This is a genomic window from Planococcus chinensis (genome assembly GCF_020071995.1).
Lineage (GTDB): Bacteria > Bacillota > Bacilli > Bacillales_A > Planococcaceae > Planococcus > Planococcus chinensis_A.
In genome coordinates, this window is record NZ_JABWTK010000009.1 from 59011 (window position 1) to 80146 (window position 21136).

A 21136-nucleotide genomic window follows, 5' to 3' on the forward strand; every position below is an offset into this window, starting at 1 on the left:
TTGATATGAGTTATTGAGCTGGTGCAGCTTCAGCGTTCATGATTTCATCAAGCGCGCCTTTTAAGTCTTCATCTTTGATTTCAACTTCTGCCTCTTTCATCATGTCAGCGATTTTAGGAACCAAAGTTGTCTGGTCTGCTTTGGAAGCGGCCAATTCAGAACGAATTTCTTCTTTTTGGTCTTCAAGAGCAGGCTGATCTTCAACTTCGCGTTTTTCCGTTACTTGAATGATGTGGAATCCATGCTGGGATTGAACCGGTTCGCTGATTTCGTCAACTTCTAAAGCATAAGCTGCTTCTTCGAATTCAGGGACCATCGCTCCAGCACCGAACCAGTCAAGGCTGCCGCCGTTTGCAGCTGAACCAGTGTCTGAAGAGTATTCTTCAGCCAGTTTCGCGAAATCGCCGCCAGCATCCAATTCTTCTTTTACTTTGTTTGCTGTTTCTTCGTCAGCTACAAGAATATGGCGTGCGTTCAGTTCAGTACCTTTGCGGTCATACTGAGCCTGGATTTCTTCGTCCGATACTTCAACGCCGTCAGTCAATGCTTTTTCCTGCAAGAGGTTCAAGCGAATAACTTTTTTATAGCTTTCTTCGGTTTGGTTGTTTTGGGCCAAGAATTGCTCAAAGCTTTCGCCCATTTCTTCTTCGGATTTTTTATACTCCGCATCGACTTCTTTGTCTGTCACTTCGTAATTATCAGCCAGCACTTTTTCAATCATTAAGATTTGAAGCGCTTGATCGCCGACAGAAGTTTTCATTTCTTCATAAAGGTCCTGCTGAGTGATATCCCCAACTTTCGATTCAACGATGACTTCATCGCCAGAACCGCTGTCGCTGCATGCAGCCAATGCCAACACAGATGCGGCCAAAGAAAGGGTTAATATGGATTTCTTCATTTTTTTCGCTCCCAACATTCTATCTAGATGCAGTTGTTACTATACCATAAACGTTTAAAAAATCAAAAAGTTTCCTTAAAGAGGAAAAATTTCACTCCGCCAAACGTCGTGCTTTTAAATTTGGATAAAAAAAAGTTCAGTTGCCAAGGGCAAGTGAACTCACGGAGTAAATTCTACGCCTACGTACAAGGATACCAATAAAATCGTGATCAATATATTGATTGTACGGAAAATCTTCTGGTGGTTTTCTTCAGGAATTTCCCGGGAAGTTACGAGCGCCAATGTCATACGGTTAATTTGGAATAAGTAAAGTACAGAGAACATCACTACAAATGCGATAATCATGAATTTCCTCCCCTCTAACGTTAGGTTCTAGTATACCAAAGACGGGAAGAAAAAGCAGGATTAGGCTATCACTTCTGGTACGAGAATTTCAAAGCCGGTTTCCGTTTCTTCAATTAGTGCGTCTTTAGGCGAATTTGCCAAGTTTCGCATATAAATCAAATCCGTCAAACACAAGCCGCAATGGTAAGCAAGCAGCATGGCAAGATAATGGCTGTAAACCGGCATCAGCAGGCTTAGCACCACGATGGTCGTGTTGATCAACAGGAAGGGTGCGGCAAGTGTCAGGATGAATCGGTTTTTGCTGACGGGTTCGCTGATGTGGAGCGAAATCTTCGGCAATACTTTCAGCTGTTTTTTTACAATCAGTTTCAGGCATTTTCGGCAGCCGACGAGCGGCAGGAAGTGGCACAATTTATGCAGTGGATATACTGCAACAATAGCACAGATGAATAATAGAAAGTTTTGATCGGACAAAGGATCGGAATAAAGAATGTTCAATACGATATAAAAGCTCATAAAGACACCCAAAGCAATAAGTGCAGACATGATATATAAACGATCGAGTCCGTATTGTTTTTTTACATTAATGGTTTTCCAGCAGTGCATGTTTGCATCTCCTAAAAGTGGATTTCTCTTTTGATTCGATACATACAATACAATGAATAGCTGGGAAATGCAATAAAGATTCGCATTAAATTTTATAGAGCGTTTTCATTTTTTTCAGTGGCCACAATGATTTGATTTTCTTCACTGAATTTTGATTCGATGTTCTTAAAGGAAGCTTCGAAAATTTCCATAAAGTCATCTCCATAAATATTGCGGATTACCGCCATAATGTCCAGGAACTCAGGGAATTTCCCGTACAGTTCTTTCAATGGCATCGAACCATCGATGACCGCATGGGGAGTGTCGTGATACTTCTCAATCATTTCCTGCATCAAGGCTTCTCCTTTTGGAGTCAATTCCACATATGTATTGCGTTTATCTGTATCCCTTTTGGAGAATGCCAGTAGTTCGCGCTCTTCCAGTTTTTTGGAGAAGTTGAAGGCAGTTGAGACATGCATCACTCCGAATTTTGCAACATCGGAGATAGAAGCGCCTTTTAAATGATAGGAAATCCATAAAATATGGTGTTCGTTAATATTTAAATCATAAGGTTTTATCCATAACTGCCAGTCTTTTTCGACCGCTTTCCATAACGCTTTTGACAGTTGGCCTATTCGCTGGCTAAACAGCATGGCTTCTTTGAAGGTATAATTTTGTTCACTCATTAAAGCACCCACTTTCCCCCAAAATATTTTTTCTTTATTATAGCAGTAAAGCAAAACATAATGAAGTGTGAATAATAAAAAAATTTAAATATATGTTTTCGGGCTTAAGAAGGAAAAGCTTATTGAGCGTTACTTTTGGTGCGGCCAGCCGTTGCCCATCGATATGCCAGGCGTGAAAAACCTAAGATGAAAGTAAAAAAAGAAAAATAAAAAAGCTGCACAAGGCAGCTTAATCATTATTTTCATCGTCTTTATCATCTTTTTTGTCTTTCTTGTCTTTGGTGATGGAGTTTTGCAGCGCTTCGATTGCGTTCTGGATCGCTAATATTTCAAGCTGTAGATGCTCTTTTGCCGGAGCCGTGCTTTCTTGCCATTCCTGAAGCGAATCTTTCAAGCCGTCGGTTGCTTCCGGAACGACGGTTTTAGCTTCATCTGATAATTTAGCGACTGACTCTTTTAAACCGTTCACTTTTTCTTTTACATCCGATAATTTCTCTTTCCAATCCGTAGACGCAGTTTTCACTGAGCTTCTAAGCTCTTTCCCGGATTGGGGAGTGGAAAATAGCGTAGCTGCAGCTCCTGCCGCAAGCCCTGTAGCAAGTCCTATAAAAAAAGTTGATGCTTTCATTGGCCAAACGCCCCTTTCGTCCTATACCGTTCTTTTCCTTTATTTCACTTAATTAAAACATAAAGATGAACGACTATTCAATTAAAAAAAGCTTTTCAGTGGTTTTCTCACTGAAAAGCTCCTTTTTTATGCAGAAGTTGTAACGGCTGTTTCAAATTTTGAGCGTCTAACCAACTGGATGACAATCGGATAGATCAACGCAAAAGCAACGCCGTTCAGCACGATTGCTGGCAATACGACCGTTGTGAAAAGCAGGCCGAATGGAATTTCTGCACCGATTACGAAAATGGCTGCTGACAGGAAGATGGTTCCTGAAAGGACCGTGCCGGCTGCGCAAAGGGCAATGGCAACTGGAAGTTTACCGACCGCTTTTTTCAAGATCAAGACAAAAGCGAAAAAGGCAAACGCCGTAATGAATTTATCGATGATATTCGGGAAAAATCCTCCTGGGAAAGTAGAAAACAATCCGGAAATGACTCCGGTTGTGACTGCCAGCAAGAACACCGATTTCACATTCGGGAACAAAAGAATCCCGATAAACATCATTGTCAACATAAAGTCCGGCTTCATTCCTCCGCTAATTCCTGGAATCACCACATAAAGTGCAGCTCCGACACTGACCAGTAGCGCCATTAAAACTAAATTTTTCGTATTCATTTCTCATCTCTCCTCAGCTCTGGGCTATTTGCTTTTCCCGGACGTGCCCTCTTGGCCGCCGGCGAAAAAACTTATACTGATTCTATCCTGTCCGCTACTTTTTATCAAGTGTCCGGATTTAATTTTTGTTTGACTTGCTCGGCCAGTTCCTGAATGCGTTCGGCAGTAAATTCTTTTTCCTTGGTCATCCACTTGGCGCCAAAACCGTCCGATGCGCCGTAGCGGGGGATAAAGTGCAAATGGAAGTGGTAAACGCTTTGCCCGGCTTTGGCTCCGTTGTTGTTCAACAGGTTCATGCCTTCCGGTTCGAATGTCTCTTTAATGGCGCTGGCAATCTTCGGTGCTACTGAAAACAGATTTGCAGCTTCTTCCGGGGCTAAATCGTATACATACTCGCGGTGCGTTTTTGGGATGAGCAAAGTATGGCCTTTAGAAAGCGGCATGATGTCCATGAAGGCATAGACATGCTCGTCTTCATACACTTTTACACTGGGGATATCGCCGTTGATAATTTTGCAGAAAATACAATCGGTCATTGTCATCATCCTTTCCATTTTTTCCAGTTTATCATAATTTCGATTTCGGAAAAGAAATCGCCAGCCGATTTTGATACAATAGTTTGAAAGAAAGAGGTGTTTAGATTGGCTATTTTGGAAGTCCAGTCATTGACGGGCGGGTATACAAGAAAGCCCGTGCTGCAAGACGTAACATTTTCTATCAACAAAGGAGAGCTGGTCGGGTTGATCGGTTTGAACGGCGCAGGGAAAAGTACCACCATTAAGCACATTATCGGCCTCATGCAGCCGCAGTCAGGAGAAATCCGCTTGAACGGCAAAACTTTTGAGGAAGATATGGATGCTTACCGGTCATCGTTTACATACATTCCGGAGACGCCGGTATTATATGAGGAACTGACATTGCGCGAGCACCTGGAGCTGACTGCAATGGCGTACAACCTGGATTCAGTCCGCTTTGAAAAACGGTCGGCAGAATTGCTGAAGGAATTCCGCATGGAAAAAAGGCTGAAATGGTTTCCATCCCATTTTTCAAAAGGAATGCGGCAAAAAGTGATGATCATGAGCGCATTTCTCGTGAATCCTACGCTTTACATCATCGATGAACCGTTCGTCGGACTCGATCCACTTGGCATCAAATCGCTGCTGGACCAAATGGAGCAGCAAAAGAAAAAAGGGGCTTCGGTCCTGATGTCTACGCACATCCTGTCGACAGCTGAACGCTACTGCGACCGGATCATCCTGCTGCACAACGGGCGGATCCGTGCGATGGGAACGATGGCGGATTTGCGGAAGGCGTTCAATATGCCGGATGCCTCACTGGACGATTTATACATTGCGATGACCGAGGATGCTGCAAATGAAGAACTTGCATGAAGTGTGGTCGAACCGGCTTCAAAAATACACCATTGAAGTCCAGAATTATTTAAAATATATCTTTACCGGGCATATTGCAGTTGTCATGCTTTTCGCCATTGGAGCAGCTGGCTATGCGTACAGCGAATGGGTGCAGAACGTACCGCCTGATTTTCCGGGCGCCTGGATTTTGGCAGCCGTCTTCGGTCTGCTTCTGGCTTACAGTCCGCCGACGACCTTATTAAAAGAAGCGGATATGGTTTACTTTCTGCCGCTTGAAAGCCAATTGGACCAATTTTTAAAGCCGGCATTAAAATGGACATTCTTTTCGCAGCTGTATTTGCCGGTCATTGCGTTTATTGTTTCCTTGCCGATGGTGAATGCTTTGTACGGGTTGCCGTCTTCGCTGTTGATCGGCTTGCCGATTTTGCTGCTGCTGCTCAAATGGTGGAACATACAGACCGAGTTTGCTTACCGGAAAGCCCGTGCAGGATACCGGGCATGGCTGGACCGGCTTGTCCGGTTCATAATGGTTTTTGCTTTTGTTTACCTGTATGTCGCAAGCAATCTGTTAATTGCCGTATTGGTTTTGTTTGCCATCATCGTTTATGGCAGATGGGTGCAGCAGCAGGCGGCCGGAAAGCCGTTTGCGTATGAGCATTTTGTAGGTTTGGAAGAAAACCGAATGCTGCGCTTTTACCAGTTCGCCAATTATTTTACGGATGTTCCCCATATAAAAGGGAAGATCAAAGAACGGGCCTGGTTGAATTGGGTTTACCGTTTTATCAAGAGAGGGCCGCAAAATGCCCATTATTACCTGGTTTGGCGCACATTTATCCGTTCCGATGAATTGTTCTATTTATGGGTGAGGCTGACCGTCATTGCCATGGCAGGCGCGTGGCTCATTCCGTTTCCAGCGGCTGTCATCATTTTCGCTGCCGCACTCGCTTTTGCTTCCGCCATCCAAATTTGGCAAGGCCTGAACCAGACCCAGCATTTCCGGATGGACAACCTGTTCCCGCTGACAAAATTCAGCAGGGAGCGGGCGGTGAGAAAGCTTGTGATTGTCATGCAAGTGCTGCAGGCGATTTTGGTCGCTGCCGTCCTTATCGGAGCAGGAGAGCCGCTTATCGCGCTCGCTGCCTTCGCTGTGATTTTAATTGTTTCAGCTATTACACTGGCTTTTGGAAAGAAGAAGAACTAAAGAAACCCCCGCCGATGTTTAATCGGCGGGGGTTTTATCATTCATTCATATTCAGTGCAGCGGTCGCCAAAGTTTTGGCGGCTACGAGCATCGCTTCTTCTTTAAAGTCGAACTTCGGATGGTGGTGCGGATAAACATCGCCGTCCGGCATAGCGCCGGTGAAGAAAAATGTGCCCGGCACATGTTCTAGGTAATAAGCGAAATCTTCTCCGCCCATTTGAGGCGCGCAGTGGTAAACTTCTTCGACGCCGGGTACACCAGCCGCAATTTCTTTCAAATACAGCGTTTCGTTTTCATGGTTTACAACCGCCGGATAGCCGCGCATGAAGTTGAATTCATACAGGCTGTCTGTTGCAATGCTGGTGCCTTCGATGACACGCGCCATCTCTTTTTCCATAAGGACCCGGTTGGCTTCCGTAAACGTGCGGACGGTTCCGCCAAGTACGGCCTGGTCCGCAATAATATTGTAGGGATTTTCAGCAACAAACGATGTGACGGACAATACGGCCGATTCAAGCGGATCGACGCGGCGGGACACCAATTGCTGCAAGTTTGTCACGAGCTGGGAACCAATCACGACGGCATCTTTGGTTTCGTGCGGGTTGGCGCCGTGCCCGCCGCGGCCTTGGATTTTAATCTCGAACGAATCCGCTGCAGCCATGATCGGCCCGACACGGTAATCGATTCTGCCAAAAGGCGTCGTAGACCATAAGTGTGTACCGAAAATCACATCTACGCCTTCAAGTGCGCCTGCCTCGATCATGGCTTTTGCTCCGCCGGGCGCCAGCTCTTCTGCATGCTGGTGAATCAGCACGTACGTGCCGCTCAATTCTTTGCGGAAGGTGTGCAGCACTTTTCCAAGAACAAGAAGCGTTGCGGTATGCCCGTCGTGTCCGCATGCATGCATCACTCCCGGAATCTTCGATTTATAGGCAACTTCTTTTTGGTCCTGGATGGAAAGGGCATCAAAATCTGCCCGCAGCGCTACGGTTTTGCCCGGCTTGCTGCCGCGGATCGTGGCAATTACGCCATTGCCGCCAACACCATGTTTTACTTCAACGCCAAGTTGTTCATAGAAATGTCGGATATAATAAGCGGTTTTTGTTTCATTGAAAGAAGGTTCAGGGTGCATATGCAGGTGTCTGCGTATGTCTACCATTTCTTCATAGCTTGAATCCAGTTCGGCATAAATTTTTTCAATCATTTTGTAAACCCCTTTCAATTTCCAATAATCAAAATAGTTCCACTATAAATGATAGCATAAAAAAAAGAGCGCTCGGCTCTTTTTTTTAATAAGTGAAATTCAAATAGGAAGCGATGAAATAAATCAAAATGACAATTGCCGACGGCAGCGCATATTTGAAGTTGGAAATCGTCTTTTTCTGAAGCAGCGAGTAAAGCACGAGCAGCGACATAAAGAATACGCCGACGGCAATGATCATATGCGAATTTGACACGGCAGACAGGATTGGTCCTGCTGTATAAACAGGGTCAGAAATCGCCAAAATGATCATGTTGAAGATGTTGCTGCCTAAGGCCGCTCCGACCGCCATATTGACATTCCCTAAACGCAGCGCAATAAAAATGGAAATGGCTTCTGGCAGGGAAGTGGTGGCCGCAATCAGAAAACTGCCGATAAAGCTTGAGCCAATGCCTGTAATAACCGCAATCTGGTCGCCTGTTATGGACAATGCAGTACCGGCGCCAAGTATGATGACCGCCGCTACTATGAATCTGGCAATCGCTGCCCTTGCAGACAGGGCAGCACTCGGGTTGGCAGGTTCTGTTTGCGGCAGGCTTTGCGTTGCCGCAGGTTCAGATTTGGGCAGCTTGTTGATCGCAAGCATTCCGAAGATATAAGCAAGCGCTATAATCCAGGCATCCAGTCCAATCCCTAAAATGGATACATCAAGCCGCAGCCAAAGCGCCAAAATGACCAAGACGGTCAATAACAAACCAAGAAACAAGGTGTAGATATGGTCTCTGGATGCCCGTTCCAAAATCCGTCGTCTGCGCAGCAAAAAATCGAACGCTGCCAATATAAACAAATTAAATAGATTGGAGCCGACCATATTGCCGACCGCAATATCTGCGTTGCCGATGGCCGCCGCTGAAAAGCTGGTGGAAATTTCCGGGAGCGAAGTTGCTCCGGCCAGCAGCAAAGTGCCGACCATCATGCCGCCCATCGTTGTTTTTTCACTAATAACATCCGCGTACTGTGAAAGTTTGACAGCAGCAAAAACCGTCACAATAGCGGCGAGAATAAAGTAAACAAATGCCAATTTTTCTCCTCCTAATCCTTATGTATCAAACCTCTTGCACAAGAGGTTTGCTTAACCTTATTCGTCTTCCGGTTTTGCTTTGTAGGTCGTAATGTAAGAAGCCCCGGAGAAAATGTTCGGGCGTTTCTCGCCGGCATTCTCCGCCGGTTTTGCATGTGCTTTCGAAAAAGCCTGCGATTCTTTCCATTTCTCAAAGAATGCCGGTGATTCCCATTCGGTCAATACCACGTACGTATCGGAATCCAATGGGCGCAGCACCCGGAATGCTACATAGCCAGGCTCGTTTTCGATGGCACCGGCGCGGTTTTTAAAACGGTGCTCAAAAATCGGCCGGCCTTCGTCTGTCACCGGAATGTTATTAAAAACAAAAAAGCCTTTTTCTTTGAAGGTGCCGGTACCGTCCACCACTTCATAGCGGCGCGGCGTCTGGAAGATGGTTTTGCCTTCGGTTTCATGCAGCAGCAAAGTGGTATTTTCGCCTTGCATCAACACCATCGTTTCATTCGGGTGCTTTTCGCGCATTTTCTTCATAAAATCATAAGTGCCTGTTGTCATAAATAAATTCATCAAAATCCCTCCTTGAGCAATTACTTTCATTATATATGGTTCCCTCAATAAATGGGCTGAAACACAAAATGGCGAACCGGTGAAGGCATAAGCGTCTAATTTATGACATTTGCCGAAGGAATCTATACAATAGAAAGCGGAGCGTCTATAGTGAAATACGGATATAGAATGTAGGACGAAATGAACTGAAGGGATGTTTATCAACATGACTGAATTTAACGATACTTTTTTGAGGGCGGCGCGCGGAGAGAAAGCGGATCACACACCGGTGTGGTTCATGCGCCAAGCGGGCCGTTCACAGCCTGAATACCGTAAGATCAAAGAAAAATACTCGCTAGAGGAAATTACACATCAACCCGAACTTTGTGCGTATGTGACAAAGCTTCCTGTCGACCAATACAATGTGGATGCCGCTGTTCTATACAAAGACATCGTCACTCCGCTGCCTGCGATTGGCGTAGATGTGAAAATCAAAGCGGGAGTTGGCCCGGTCATCGACAATCCGATCCGCACGATGGCGGATATCGAACGCTTGGGTGAGATCAATCCGGAGAAAGATGTGGATTTTGTACTAGAAACGATCCGCATTTTGACGCAGGAACAGTTGAATGTGCCATTGATCGGCTTTTCCGGAGCACCGTTCACGCTTGCGAGCTATATGATCGAAGGCGGCCCTTCGAAAAGCTACAATAAAACAAAAGCCATGATGGTGTCTCAGCCGGAAATGTGGTTTTTATTGATGGACAAGCTTGCTGATACAATCATTCCTTATGTAAAAGCTCAAATCAAAGCAGGGGCGAAAGTGATCCAAATCTTTGATTCATGGGTAGGGGCTTTGAATGTTGAAGATTACCGCATTTTCATCAAACCGGTAATGGACCGTATCTTCTCGGAACTTCGTACAGAAGGCGTACCGTTGATCATTTTCGGCGTTGGTGCAAGCCATTTGGCAAAAGAGTGGCATGACCTTCCGGTAGACGTTGTCGGACTTGATTGGCGCCTGCCGATCTCTGAAGCGCGTGCAATGGGATTAACGAAAACCCTTCAAGGGAATTTCGATCCTTCTTATTTGCTGGCAGACTGGCCGATTATCGAAGAACGCGTTAAAGCGATTTTGGATATGGGCATGCAGCAGGACGGCTACATTTTCAACTTGGGCCACGGCGTGTTCCCGGAAGTTCAGCCGGATACGCTTAAGCGATTGACTTCATATGTGCATGAATACAGCGCTGCCCATAAAGCACGCGTTTAATCGAACAACAAATTTCTCTTGAGGTGATTATATTGAAAAAGACAATGGGACTATTAGTGATGGCGTATGGCACGCCTTATGAAGAAGCGGATATTGAACGCTATTACACACATATTCGCCACGGCCGCAAACCGAGCGAAGAAAGCCTGGAAGACCTGCGCAGCCGCTATAAAGCGATTGGCGGACTTTCACCGCTTGCCAAAATTACACAAGACCAGGCGGATGCACTAGGTGCCCGCTTGAATGAAGTGCAAGACGATATCGAATTCAAAGTTTATCTTGGCTTGAAACATATTGAGCCATTTGTAGAAGACGGTGTAGAAGCGATGCGTGCTGACGGCATCACCGAAGCGGTTTCGATCGTTTTGGCTCCTCACTTTTCAACATTCTCAGTTAAGTCATACAACGGACGTGCTGCAGAAGCCGCTGAAAAAGCGGGCATTTCACTGACTTCAGTGGAAAGCTGGTATACGGAGCCGAAATTCATCCAATACTGGAGCGAAAAAGTAAGCGCCGCTTTTGCTGAAATGTCAGAAGAAGAACGCGAAAAAGCTTGCCTGATTGTTTCTGCGCATTCGCTGCCGGAAAAAATCATCGCTAACGGAGATCCATATCCAGAGCAATTGAAAGAAACGGCTGTATTGGTTTCTGAAGCTGCTGGAGTCAACAACGTGGAAGTTGGCTGGCAGAGCGCTGGACAGACACCGGAACCATGGATTGGCCCGGATGTTCAGGACTTGACTCGTGAATTGTTCACCGAAAAAGGCTATACTTCGTTTGTTTATACACCAGTAGGTTTTGTAGCGGATCACTTGGAAGTGTTATTCGACAATGATTACGAATGTAAAGTCGTATGCGACGAAATCGGCGCAACTTACAGACGTCCGGAAATGCCGAATGTCCAGCCATTGTTTATCGATGGATTGGCAGACGTCGTTTTAAGAAAATTAGCTGAAAAATAAAGAAAAGCGAAAGAGAGGGCGAAACGTGGCGGAACGAACGCGAAAAGTAGCAGTCGTGGGCGGAGGAATCACAGGTCTGTCTGCTGCTTACTATTTACAAAAACATGCGAAGGAACATGGCGTTTCATTGGAAGTCACCTTGATTGAGGCGACGCACCGCTTAGGCGGAAAAATCCAAACGCTGCGCAAAGACGGTTTTGTAATTGAGCGTGGGTCAGATTCGTTTCTCTCCCGTACGAAAAATATCAATGCATTGGTCAAGGATTTGGGCATCGAAGATCAGTTGGTGGAAAGCGGTGCAGGGGAAACTTATGTCATGGTGGAAGACAAACTGCATCCTGTACCGAAAGGCTCGGTGATGGGCGTTCCGACAGCTGTTGGACCGTTTCTGGCTTCGGCGTTGTATTCCTGGAGCGGCAAAGTCCGAGCGGCAGTCGACTTGATTCTGCCCAAATCCAAAAAAACAACGGATCAGCCGGTCGGTCCCTTTGTGCGGCGCCGTTTCGGCAATGAAGTCGTGGAAAACTTAATTGAACCGCTGTTTTCCGGTTTTTTTTCCGGGGACATCGACCGCTTAAGTTTAGACGCCACTTTCCCGGCATTCCAGGAAATCGAGCAGCAGCACCGCAGCCTGATTTATGGGATGAAAAAAGCCGAACGGATTTGCCCCGACGAATACACCACTAATAAAAAAGGCGTTTTCCGTTCGTTTAAGAATGGATTGGAAACGCTGGTGTCTGCGATTGAAAAAGAACTGTCCGGCAGCACGGTACTAAAAGGCGTTAAAGTGGTACAAATTGCAGAAAACAATGGCAAAGCTGTTTTAAAGCTGAATAATGAGTCGACATTGGTGGTGGATGACGTCATTTTTGCGCTTCCTCATACGAAAGTCCAGCCCTTATTTGAGCCATACGGTTTATTGGAAGAGTTAAAAGCGATGCCGGCAACTTCAGTTGCAACTGTGTCCATGGCGTTTCCGGCTGAAGCGGTCCGCGAATTCGCGGATCAGGCCATGGGATTCGTCGTGGCACGAAACAGCGACCTTTCCATCACGGCATGCATTGCTTCGCATTGCAAATGGCCATCACAAACGCCGGAAGGCAAAATGCTGTTTAAAGCGTTTATTGGCCGTGTCGGTGACGAAGCCGTAGTGGAATTATCGGATAAAGAAATTGAAAAAACGGTCTTGGCAGATTTGCAAAAAGCGATGGCCATTGAAGCAGATCCGGAATTCACAATTGTTTCGCGCTGGTCAGAAGCGATGCCGCAATATCTGGTTGGACATAAAGAGCGTGTGGAAAAAGCACGCAGAGAAGTAGAGAAAAACTTTCCCATGGTTCAGATTATCGGCAGTTCATTTGAAGGGTTTGGCTTGCAAGGCTGTGTAGCTCAAGGCAAAGCAGCGGCGCAGCAAATTCTTGGGAATTGCCAATTGGAACAGGAAAAGCGGAGGTAGCACTATGAAGAAATTGATTGGGCTGGCATTGCCGCTCATGCTGTTAGCGGCATGCGGCAGTGAAGAAGCCGATTCAGCCGGAACCGGCAATTCACTGGAAGAAGTTGTGGTGGAGATCAATACGCCGCAAACAGTGGAACAGACTGGGGAAGTCGTGTTGTCGGCAACGGTTACGCAAGGCGATAAGGCTGTCGAAGATGCAGATGAAGTCGTTTATGAAGTTTGGGAGTCGGGACACCGCGATAGCAGTGAAATGATTGAAGCGGAACATACAGGAGACGGTGTTTATGAAGCCGAGACCGCCTTTGAAGAAGAAGGCGTCTACTTGATTCAGGCGCATACCAGCGCACGCCGCCTTCACGTGATGCCGAAACAGGAAATCACTGTAGGCAATCCGGATCCTGCATCTGTCGAACCGGATGACAGCGATGACGCAGAAGGCATGGACAAAATGGGAGACCATTCCGGTCACTAAAATGAGGAAAGAGCCGGCTGCGTTTACGCAGCTGGCTTCAGTCTGTAGACAAAGTCTAAATAAAATGTATAGCGATACGATAAAACCAACCGGGCCGGCCACTTTGGATAAGACACATGCTACTGGTATATGACCCATGCCAGATGAAGAAAAAGAACAGTTTCGCTGACACATCGGGCTGTATGATACAGATGTTGGTACAGCTGCTGGGAGTGTTCAGGCACAAATAAAAGAAGCGGACGCTTATTGGCAGCGTCCGCTTCTTTTATGTATGTTTATAATTCGTCGCACTTTTCACATTGGCTACCATAACATTCATGCTGTTCTTCGATCTTTTCTCCACAATTCGAGCATTGTTTCGCGGGCAGGTTCTTGAAAAATTCCACTACGTTTTCCATATCCATTCCAGCTCCTTTTGTTATAGTACTGTGATTCTTTATTGAATTGTATTATAACAGTTTGCATTCGTCAACCCTAAACGTGAATTTTTTTGAAAAATCCGTTAAACTAAAGGGAGTATGTATTTCAAAGGAGAGAAATTATGTATTTCGTAGACAATAAAGGCATTACCGACCCGCGCATCAATTTGGCAATTGAAGAATACCTGTTAAAAACGATGGATGTAGAAAAAGATCCATTTTTGCTGTTTTACATAAATGAACCTTCTATCATCATCGGGAAAAACCAAAACACAGCTGAAGAAATCAACACCGATTATGTGGATTCAAACGGCATTCACGTTGTTCGCCGCTTGTCCGGCGGCGGCGCTGTCTACCATGACCTCGGCAACTTGAATTACAGCTTTATCACAGTCGACGACGGCAACAGTTTCCGCAATTTCCGGAAGTTCACTGAGCCCGTGGTACAAGCTTTACAGAGCCTCGGCGTCAATGCCGAGCTATCCGGACGCAATGATTTGATGGTGGAAGGGCGCAAAGTTTCAGGCAACGCCCAATTCTCCACCCGCGGCCGCATGTTCAGCCACGGAACCTTGATGTTTGATACAGAAGTGGATGCAGTAGTATCGGCTTTAAAAGTCAGCAAAGAAAAAATTGAGTCCAAAGGCATCAAGTCGATTCGCAGCCGCGTCGCGAATATTTCAGAGTTCTTGAAAGAACCGATGACGGTTACAGAATTCCGTTCGGCAATCCTGGCTTCACTATTTGATGGAGAAGAGAACATCCGGTACTGGGAATTGACGGATCAGGATTGGGAAAATATCCGCCAATTATCAAAAGAGCGCTACGGCAACTGGGACTGGAACTACGGGAAATCGCCTAAGTTCAATGTGAAGCATTCACACCGCTTCCCGGTCGGCGGCATTGATGTGCGCCTGCAAGTTGAAAATGGCATCGTAAAAGATGCCAATATTTACGGCGACTTTTTCGGCGTCGGCGATGTGGCGGAAATCGAACAAGCCATTACCGGCGTTAAATATGAACGTGCTTCACTCGACGAAGCCATCAGTGGATTTGATATCCCGACTTATCTTGGCGGCATCACGAAAGAAGAATTCCTGAAATTAATTTATTAAGAATTCATGAAGAGCCTGCTATCGAGCAGGCTCTTTTGTTAAAATGAAAAGAAACAGGAAAGGGGGAATCAATATGGCAGCTCAAAGAATTTTCATCGTGGAAGATGATTTGAAAATAGCGGCGATGCTGGCCGAGACTTTGCGGAAATACCATTACGATGTGGAAACTGCAAAAGATTTCGACCGCATTCTTGAAGAGTTTGAGGCATTTGATCCCCATATGGTTCTGCTCGATATCAATTTGCCTTCTTACGATGGATATTATTGGTGCCGCCAATTGCGCCAAACATCCACTTGTCCGATTTTATTCATATCCGCGAGATCAGGGGAAATGGACCAGGTGTTTGCCCTGGAAAATGGCGGGGATGATTTTATCACGAAACCTTTCCATTACGAAATCGTCCTTGCAAAAATAAGAAGCCATTTGCGCAGAGCCTACGGGGAATATGCTCCGAAGCAGGAAGAACGTTCAGTAAAGGCAGGGCGCATCTCGCTGTTTCTTGAACGGATGGAGCTTCATGTAAAGTCTGCAATCATTCCTTTGCAGAAAAAAGAATGCACCATCATGGAATTGCTATTGGCCCAATACCCGAAAGTGGTGACGCGGGAGCAGCTGCTGGAAGAGCTTTGGGATGACCAGGCTTTTGTAGACGAAAATACGCTGAACGTCAATATGACGCGTGTGCGGAAGAAACTGGCGGATTATGAAGTGTTGTCTTCCATTGAAACGGTCCGGGGATCAGGCTATCGTTTGCTGATCCATGAGGAGGAACTGTAATGTTTCGCTTGTTTTTTAAAGAACATGCTGCGTTTATCGTTTTCCAAGTCGTGCTGGTGGCGTTCATCATGGCGCTGTACTGGCTCGACGGCTTCCGGAACGTCGATACGGCGATTTACTCTTTTGTCATTAGCACATTGCTGGTCGTCACTTTTTTAGCAGCCCGGTTTGTGAAGCGGTATCATTTCTACCAAAAGATTCTGGCGGTTCCGGACCGGATGGAACATGCCATTCAGCATGAAGCCCGGTCTCCGGAACAGCTTCAAAGCGAAAAGTATTTGCAGGAATTGTACCGGCTTTACCAGAACGAGGCGCAGGCGCTTTATGCTTCCCAAAACCGCCATCTGCAGTTCATGAACCAATGGGTGCATCAGATGAAAACCCCTTTATCGGTTATGCAATTATTGCTTCAAGAAGAAGGGGAACTCGACAAAAACAGTGTCCGTGAAGAAGTGGACCGGTTGAAGTCGGGTCTCGATACCGTATTGATGAATGCACGGTTGGATACATTTGAAGACGATATGCAAATCGAACAAGTCTCGCTGCGCGCCATGGTCGCGGAAATCGTCACAGAAAACAAGCGCTTGTTTATTTCCAAGCGCGTGTATCCGGAAATCGACATGGCCGAAGACTGCGTTGTGGCAACTGACCGGAAATGGATGAAGTTTATCGTGGGGCAGTTTTTAACAAATGCCTTAAAATATACGTTTGAACCGAACAAGAAAGTGTATCTCCATGCCGAATGTGCAGACGGCAACGCCGTTTTGACGGTTCGGGATGAAGGAATCGGCATTCCGTCCTCCGATTTGCCGCGCATTACGAAAGCCTTTTTCACAGGGGAAAACGGGCGGAAAACGGGGGAGTCTACGGGAATGGGCTTGTATTTAGCAAAAGAAGTATGCGATAAACTCGGCCACCAGCTGACAATTTCCTCGGAACGGGGACAAGGAACTGCCGTATCGGTATCGTTCTTCAACCAAGACTCAACAACAGGAGGCCAAGACGATGTCGTTATTGAAGATCGACGAAGTGACGAAAGTGTACGAAGGGAAGGTCACCCATCGGGCGTTGAATCAACTGAGCTTCGAAGTGGAAAAAGGTGAATTTCTGGCTGTCATGGGCCCTTCCGGCAGCGGAAAAACAACGCTGCTCAACTTGATTTCAACAATCGATTCGCTGACTGCCGGTGAGATTCTCATCGACGGCGTCAATCCCCATCGCCTGGACAAAAATGAACTGGCGCTGTTCAGACGGCGCAAACTTGGCTTTGTGTTCCAGGATTTTAATTTGCTGCAGATGCTGACAGTGGAAGAAAATCTGGTGCTGCCGCTGACGCTGGATTATGTGCCGATCAACGATATGGCGACGCGTGTATTGGAACTTGCCAAACGGCTCGATTTAACGGCCATTCTCCATAAGCGACCGAATGAAATATCCGGCGGGGAAGCCCAGCGGACCGCAATCGGCCGGGCATTGATCCACAAGCCGGCCATCATTCTGGCCGATGAACCGACCGGGAACCTGGATTCAAAAGCCTCACGGGACGTCCTGGATTTATTATCGAAAGTCAGTGCCAACGAAGGGGCGACCATTGTGATGGTGACGCATGACCCCATCGCTGCCAGCTACTGCGACCGGGTGCTGTTCATCAAAGACGGGGAATTTTTCAATGAAATCTATGGCGATGAACGCCGCCAGACTTTCTATCAAAGAATCTTGAATGTTCTATCCTTGCTTGGAGGAAACGTGAATGACCTTTCGGCAACTCGCTTACCATAATGTCTTACGGAGCCGCCGCAGCTACGCCGCGTTCTTTCTGGCCAGTGTATTTTCCGTTATGGTGTTTTTTGTGTATTCGATGTTTATTTTCCATCCGCTTTTTAAAGAAGATGGGCTGCAGGAACTGGCTGTCCGCGGCATGTTCATCGCAGAAATCGTCTTGTATATCTTCACGCTGTTTTTCCTGTTCTATTCGATGAGCGCTTTTTTGCAGGCCCGGTCGAAAGAGTTTGGCATCCTCATGCATTTGGGCATGACCAAAAAGCAACTGAACAAAATGATCTTTTTTGAGACGATGATTCTCGGGGCGGTTTCAACAGTGGCTGGAATTGCTTTCGGCTTTGCTTTTTCGAAATTCTTCTTTATGATCGGCCGCGAAATCATGCAGCTGGAATCGCTTCCTTTGTATGTATCGTGGAAGCCCTTTGCTTTGACGATTGGGGCTTTTGCCAGTTTGTTCATCATCATCTCCGTTATCAGTGTGTCGTTTATCCGGACAAAAGGCATCCTGGATTTGCTGCAGGGCTATTGGAAGACGGATGAAGTGACAGGGATTTCAAAAGGACTGTCGATCCTGGGCGTCGCTCTACTATTAACTGCTTATATTTTGGCTTCAGTGGTCACGGACCAGACGGTTTATCAAATGGCCGCCCTCATTCCGCCGCTTGCCACGCTTGGCACGTATCTGTTTTTCACCCATTCGATCCACTCGCTGCTGAACCTGTACAAACGAAGAAAAGGCATCTATTGGCATAAGACGCGGCTCATTTCTTTGGCGGAAGCTTCAGTGAAGCTGAAAGACAGTGCCCAGATGTTCTTCATCGTAACGATCGTTTCGACGGTGGCGTTTTTGACGGTAGGGACACTGGCCTCGTTTATGTCCTATACCGGAGACTTCCGGGAATCCAATCCGCTCGGCTTGATTTATATTTCATTTAACGGCAATGAATCAGAACAGGCAGATGTGGACAGATTGGCTTTGCAACTGGAAGAAAAGCAATTGGCTTACGATGTCGTGCCGCTGTCGATCAAACGCCAAACGTCCGCTTTTACCGGAAACGATGTGGACATTTTCCCGGCGCAGCAATTTAACCGGCTGGCCTTTTCGCTTGGCTTCGAGCCAGTCTACCCGGAGAAGGGGAAAGGAATTTTTATCCCTTATTCCAGGGATTCACTGAAAGAGCTGGAAAACAGCAATGTACAAACCACATTGGTGGAAAGCGGCATCGAACTTTCCATTGCGGAAGTTTATCCGCGGCTGATGTTTCCGGGGCATACGATAAATTTAAACAGCATCATTGTTAACGACGAGGATTATGAAGCGATCGATCAGCCCCTGATTGGCTATGGCCCCGGGGAGTCGACATTCACGTATTATGCGTTCGATGTACCGGAATGGGAAGAGACGATTGCCATCGGTGGGGAATTGGAAGAAAAGATGGAGCAAGCAGCCGCTGCTGCAGATTTCAGCGGCGTTAATTTCTTCTTTGAAAACCCTGGTGAAGACTATCGGCGCTTTAAATCATCGTTTGCCATTCTGCTGTTTATCGGAGTCATGGTAGCAGCGGTGTTCTTGCTGGCTGCGGGAAGCTTTATTTACTTTAAATTGTATACGGGGCTTGAACGCGACCGGAAGCAATATTCGCTTTTGGTGCGCCTTGGGATGACGGAAAAAGAGCTCCGGAAAATCGTCAACCGGCAGCTCGTTCCCCAGTTCTTCCTGCCGTGGGGCGTTGCCTTGCTCCACAGCACATTTGCTTTCATTTCGCTTCAAGTGGTGTGGGACGAATTTGCCGAACTGTCGATCCTTGGCGAAATGGTCCTCGTGCTGAGCGGATTTACGGTGGCTCAAATTCTTTACTTCTTTTTAATACGCTGGCGTTATATTGCCCATCTGCAAGCATCGTAATTTTACGATGCTTGTTGTATTGTCTGAACATTTATTTTATAATGAATATAGTGTAAATAATGAATGAGTATTCATTCAACACGAAAGAGGGATGGAAGATGAGTTTGAGTCAATATGTTCATGAGATTTCTACAAGAAATCCAAGCAAAACGGCGTATCATTTTATGGGGAAAGATACATCGTACGGGGAGTTTGAAGGATCTGTTGCGAAATTTGCAGCTGCTTTGCAGAGTCTTGGGGTAGAAAAAGGGGATCACGTCGCATTTCTTTTGGGGAATACACCACATTTCCTGATTTCTTTGTATGCAACGATGCGGGTAGGAGCGACGGCTGTTCCGATCAATCCAATCTATACTCCGGATGAAATCGCTTACATACTGAAAGACAGCGATGCTAAAGTAGTTATTGCTCTGGATGCACTTCTTCCGCTTGTGGAGAAAGCGCATGCAGCCCTTCCGAAGGTTTCCGCTTTTGTCATCTGCGAAACCGCTCCGGAAACAGTGGCCAAAATCGCTGAATTGCCGGCTGATGCCAAAGCAAAAGTCCGTGCATTCTCGGAACTGATCCGCCAGCCCGGTTCTCTTGAGCAGGCAGTGGAAGTTCAGGGAGACGACAATGCTGTTATTTTGTATACTTCTGGAACAACGGGGAAACCGAAAGGAGCCATGCTGACGCATGACAACCTTTATTCGAATGCGCGCGATGTCGGCGCTTATTTAGGGGTGACCCCTGAAGACCGGGTGGTTGCTACGCTTCCGGTATTCCACGTATTTGCTTTGACAGTTGTTGTAAACGCGCCTTTGTTGCAAGGGGCGACAATCATCTTAGTGCCGCGCTTTAATCCGAAAGAAGTATTCGAAGCCATCAAATCGCAAAAAGCTACGGTATTTGCGGGTGTGCCGACAATGTTCAATTTCATGTATCAGTTCCCGGATGCTCAGCCGGCTGATTTTGACTCGGTGCGCCTTGCCATTTCTGGAGGCTCAGCTATGCCGGTCGCTTTGCTGCACAATTTTGAAGAAAAATTCAATGTGCGCATTTCAGAAGGCTATGGCTTATCCGAAGCTTCACCCGTTACTTGCTTTAACCCGGTTGACCGCGAGCGGAAAGCCGGTTCGATCGGAACTTCGATCATCAATGTTGAAAACAAAGTGGTCGACGAACTGGGAGAAGAAGTGCCGGTCGGCGAAGTCGGCGAACTGGTTGTCCGCGGTCCGAACGTCATGAAAGGCTATTACAAGATGCCGGAAGAAACCCAGTCGGCTCTTCGCGATGGCTGGCTGTATACGGGAGATCTGGCGCGTGTCGATGAAGAAGGGTACTTCTATATTGTCGACCGCAAAAAAGATATGATTATTGTAGGCGGCTACAATGTGTATCCGCGTGAAGTCGAAGAAGTGCTGTTTGCCCATCCGGGTGTGGTCGAAGCGGCAGTAGTCGGGCTGCCTGACCCGAATTTCGGAGAAGAAGTCCATGCCTATGTGGTCTTGAAAGACGATGCACTGACTGTTGAAGACCTGCGCACCTATTGTGCAGAACACCTGGCGAAATATAAAGTGCCAAAGCATTTTGAGGTTTTAGAGGAGCTGCCGAAAAACACCACCGGCAAAATCTTGCGCCGTTCACTAAAAGACCAGGCGCTGAATAAATAATCCTTATTTGGAGAAGAAGAGAGCATTAACGGTTTCGGCACATAAAGCCGGAACCGTTTTTGTTTTGAATTTGATTGAAAAGACTGACTCTTTTCTTTATAGTAAAGAAGGAAGTAT

At 46.6% G+C, this 21136-nt stretch carries 23 protein-coding genes; 12 read left to right on the plus strand and 11 right to left on the minus strand.

Features of this window, described 5'->3' with window-relative positions; translation table 11 throughout:
• Positions 1–10 precede the first annotated feature (10 nt).
• The 7 genes from HU147_RS14740 to HU147_RS14770 all read right to left on the minus strand — a co-directional run bounded on the left by HU147_RS14740 (position 11) and on the right by HU147_RS14770 (position 4335).
• On the minus strand, positions 11–898 hold the full coding sequence (locus HU147_RS14740; protein ID WP_224076941.1) for a peptidylprolyl isomerase: 888 nt from the start codon (positions 896–898) through the stop codon (positions 11–13).
• A gap of 159 nt (positions 899–1057) precedes the next feature.
• Positions 1058–1243, minus strand: coding sequence for a hypothetical protein (locus tag HU147_RS14745; RefSeq protein WP_036807986.1), 186 nt, complete (start codon positions 1241–1243; stop codon positions 1058–1060).
• 60 nt (positions 1244–1303) lie between these two features.
• Positions 1304–1849 carry a DUF3267 domain-containing protein gene (locus HU147_RS14750; protein WP_224076942.1) on the minus strand — a complete coding sequence of 182 codons (546 nt, stop codon included), beginning with the start codon at positions 1847–1849 and terminating at the stop codon, positions 1304–1306.
• A 92-nt stretch (positions 1850–1941) separates the two neighbouring features.
• The gene (locus HU147_RS14755) at positions 1942–2514 is read right to left on the minus strand and encodes an HTH-type transcriptional regulator Hpr (protein ID WP_224076943.1); all 573 of its coding nucleotides are present in this window, start codon (positions 2512–2514) and stop codon (positions 1942–1944) included.
• A gap of 229 nt (positions 2515–2743) precedes the next feature.
• A complete protein-coding gene (locus tag HU147_RS14760; RefSeq protein ID WP_053166625.1) occupies positions 2744–3142 on the minus strand; it encodes a YtxH domain-containing protein in 399 nt (132 codons plus the stop codon).
• A gap of 126 nt (positions 3143–3268) precedes the next feature.
• Entirely contained in the window at positions 3269–3799 is a 531-nt protein-coding gene (locus HU147_RS14765) for a tryptophan transporter (protein ID WP_224076944.1), read from the minus strand.
• A gap of 104 nt (positions 3800–3903) precedes the next feature.
• Positions 3904–4335 carry an HIT family protein gene (locus tag HU147_RS14770; RefSeq protein ID WP_224077015.1) on the minus strand — a complete coding sequence of 144 codons (432 nt, stop codon included), beginning with the start codon at positions 4333–4335 and terminating at the stop codon, positions 3904–3906.
• 105 nt (positions 4336–4440) lie between these two features.
• Here HU147_RS14770 and HU147_RS14775 point away from each other — a divergent pair, with 105 nt between their 5' ends.
• Positions 4441–5190 (plus strand): ABC transporter ATP-binding protein, encoded by a 750-nt coding sequence (locus HU147_RS14775; RefSeq protein WP_224077016.1) that lies wholly within the window; start codon positions 4441–4443, stop codon positions 5188–5190.
• Positions 5174–6373: an ABC transporter permease gene (locus HU147_RS14780; RefSeq protein WP_224076945.1), complete on the plus strand. Its 1200-nt coding sequence runs from the start codon at positions 5174–5176 to the stop codon at positions 6371–6373. Before HU147_RS14775 ends, HU147_RS14780 begins: the two co-directional genes overlap by 17 nt.
• Before the next feature lie 37 nt (positions 6374–6410).
• Here HU147_RS14780 and HU147_RS14785 read toward each other — a convergent pair whose 3' ends face one another.
• From HU147_RS14785 to HU147_RS14795, 3 genes are all read right to left on the minus strand, one after another.
• Entirely contained in the window at positions 6411–7577 is a 1167-nt protein-coding gene (locus HU147_RS14785) for an amidohydrolase (RefSeq protein WP_224076946.1), read from the minus strand.
• 85 nt (positions 7578–7662) lie between these two features.
• Positions 7663–8655: a sodium:calcium antiporter gene (locus HU147_RS14790; RefSeq protein ID WP_224076947.1), complete on the minus strand. Its 993-nt coding sequence runs from the start codon at positions 8653–8655 to the stop codon at positions 7663–7665.
• Positions 8656–8712: 57 nt separating this feature from the next.
• Positions 8713–9222 (minus strand): antibiotic biosynthesis monooxygenase family protein, encoded by a 510-nt coding sequence (locus tag HU147_RS14795; RefSeq protein WP_036808027.1) that lies wholly within the window; start codon positions 9220–9222, stop codon positions 8713–8715.
• Between the two features lie 205 nt (positions 9223–9427).
• Here HU147_RS14795 and hemE point away from each other — a divergent pair, with 205 nt between their 5' ends.
• Genes hemE through HU147_RS14815 form a run of 4 tightly spaced genes read left to right on the plus strand, consistent with a single transcriptional unit; the run spans position 9428 to position 13367 of the window.
• Complete coding sequence (gene hemE, locus HU147_RS14800; protein WP_224076948.1) at positions 9428–10474, plus strand: uroporphyrinogen decarboxylase; 1047 nt, start codon at positions 9428–9430, stop codon at positions 10472–10474.
• 29 nt (positions 10475–10503) lie between these two features.
• A complete protein-coding gene (gene hemH / locus HU147_RS14805; protein ID WP_224077017.1) occupies positions 10504–11436 on the plus strand; it encodes a ferrochelatase in 933 nt (310 codons plus the stop codon).
• Positions 11437–11461: 25 nt separating this feature from the next.
• Positions 11462–12892 (plus strand): protoporphyrinogen oxidase, encoded by a 1431-nt coding sequence (hemY, locus tag HU147_RS14810; protein WP_224076949.1) that lies wholly within the window; start codon positions 11462–11464, stop codon positions 12890–12892.
• Between the two features lie 4 nt (positions 12893–12896).
• Positions 12897–13367, plus strand: a complete 471-nt coding sequence (locus HU147_RS14815) for a FixH family protein (protein WP_224076950.1) — start codon at positions 12897–12899, stop codon at positions 13365–13367.
• Between the two features lie 275 nt (positions 13368–13642).
• On the opposite strand, the gene yhfH is transcribed toward HU147_RS14815, so the two are convergent.
• Positions 13643–13765, minus strand: a complete 123-nt coding sequence (gene yhfH / locus HU147_RS14820) for a protein YhfH (protein ID WP_224076951.1) — start codon at positions 13763–13765, stop codon at positions 13643–13645.
• A gap of 143 nt (positions 13766–13908) precedes the next feature.
• Between yhfH and HU147_RS14825 the strand changes: the two genes are divergently transcribed.
• The 6 genes from HU147_RS14825 (at position 13909) to HU147_RS14850 (ending at position 21019) form a co-directional block, all read left to right on the plus strand.
• On the plus strand, positions 13909–14901 hold the full coding sequence (locus HU147_RS14825) for a lipoate--protein ligase (RefSeq protein WP_224076952.1): 993 nt from the start codon (positions 13909–13911) through the stop codon (positions 14899–14901).
• Positions 14902–14974: 73 nt separating this feature from the next.
• The gene (locus HU147_RS14830; RefSeq protein WP_224076953.1) at positions 14975–15679 is read left to right on the plus strand and encodes a response regulator transcription factor; all 705 of its coding nucleotides are present in this window, start codon (positions 14975–14977) and stop codon (positions 15677–15679) included.
• Positions 15679–16782, plus strand: a complete 1104-nt coding sequence (locus HU147_RS14835) for a sensor histidine kinase (protein WP_224076954.1) — start codon at positions 15679–15681, stop codon at positions 16780–16782. The genes HU147_RS14830 and HU147_RS14835 overlap by 1 nt, the downstream gene beginning before the upstream one ends.
• Positions 16685–17458, plus strand: a complete 774-nt coding sequence (locus tag HU147_RS14840; RefSeq protein WP_036808067.1) for an ABC transporter ATP-binding protein — start codon at positions 16685–16687, stop codon at positions 17456–17458. Before HU147_RS14835 ends, HU147_RS14840 begins: the two co-directional genes overlap by 98 nt.
• Positions 17430–19367 carry an ABC transporter permease gene (locus HU147_RS14845; RefSeq protein WP_224076955.1) on the plus strand — a complete coding sequence of 646 codons (1938 nt, stop codon included), beginning with the start codon at positions 17430–17432 and terminating at the stop codon, positions 19365–19367. Before HU147_RS14840 ends, HU147_RS14845 begins: the two co-directional genes overlap by 29 nt.
• Before the next feature lie 98 nt (positions 19368–19465).
• The gene (locus tag HU147_RS14850) at positions 19466–21019 is read left to right on the plus strand and encodes a fatty acid--CoA ligase family protein (protein ID WP_224076956.1); all 1554 of its coding nucleotides are present in this window, start codon (positions 19466–19468) and stop codon (positions 21017–21019) included.
• Positions 21020–21136 lie beyond the last annotated feature (117 nt).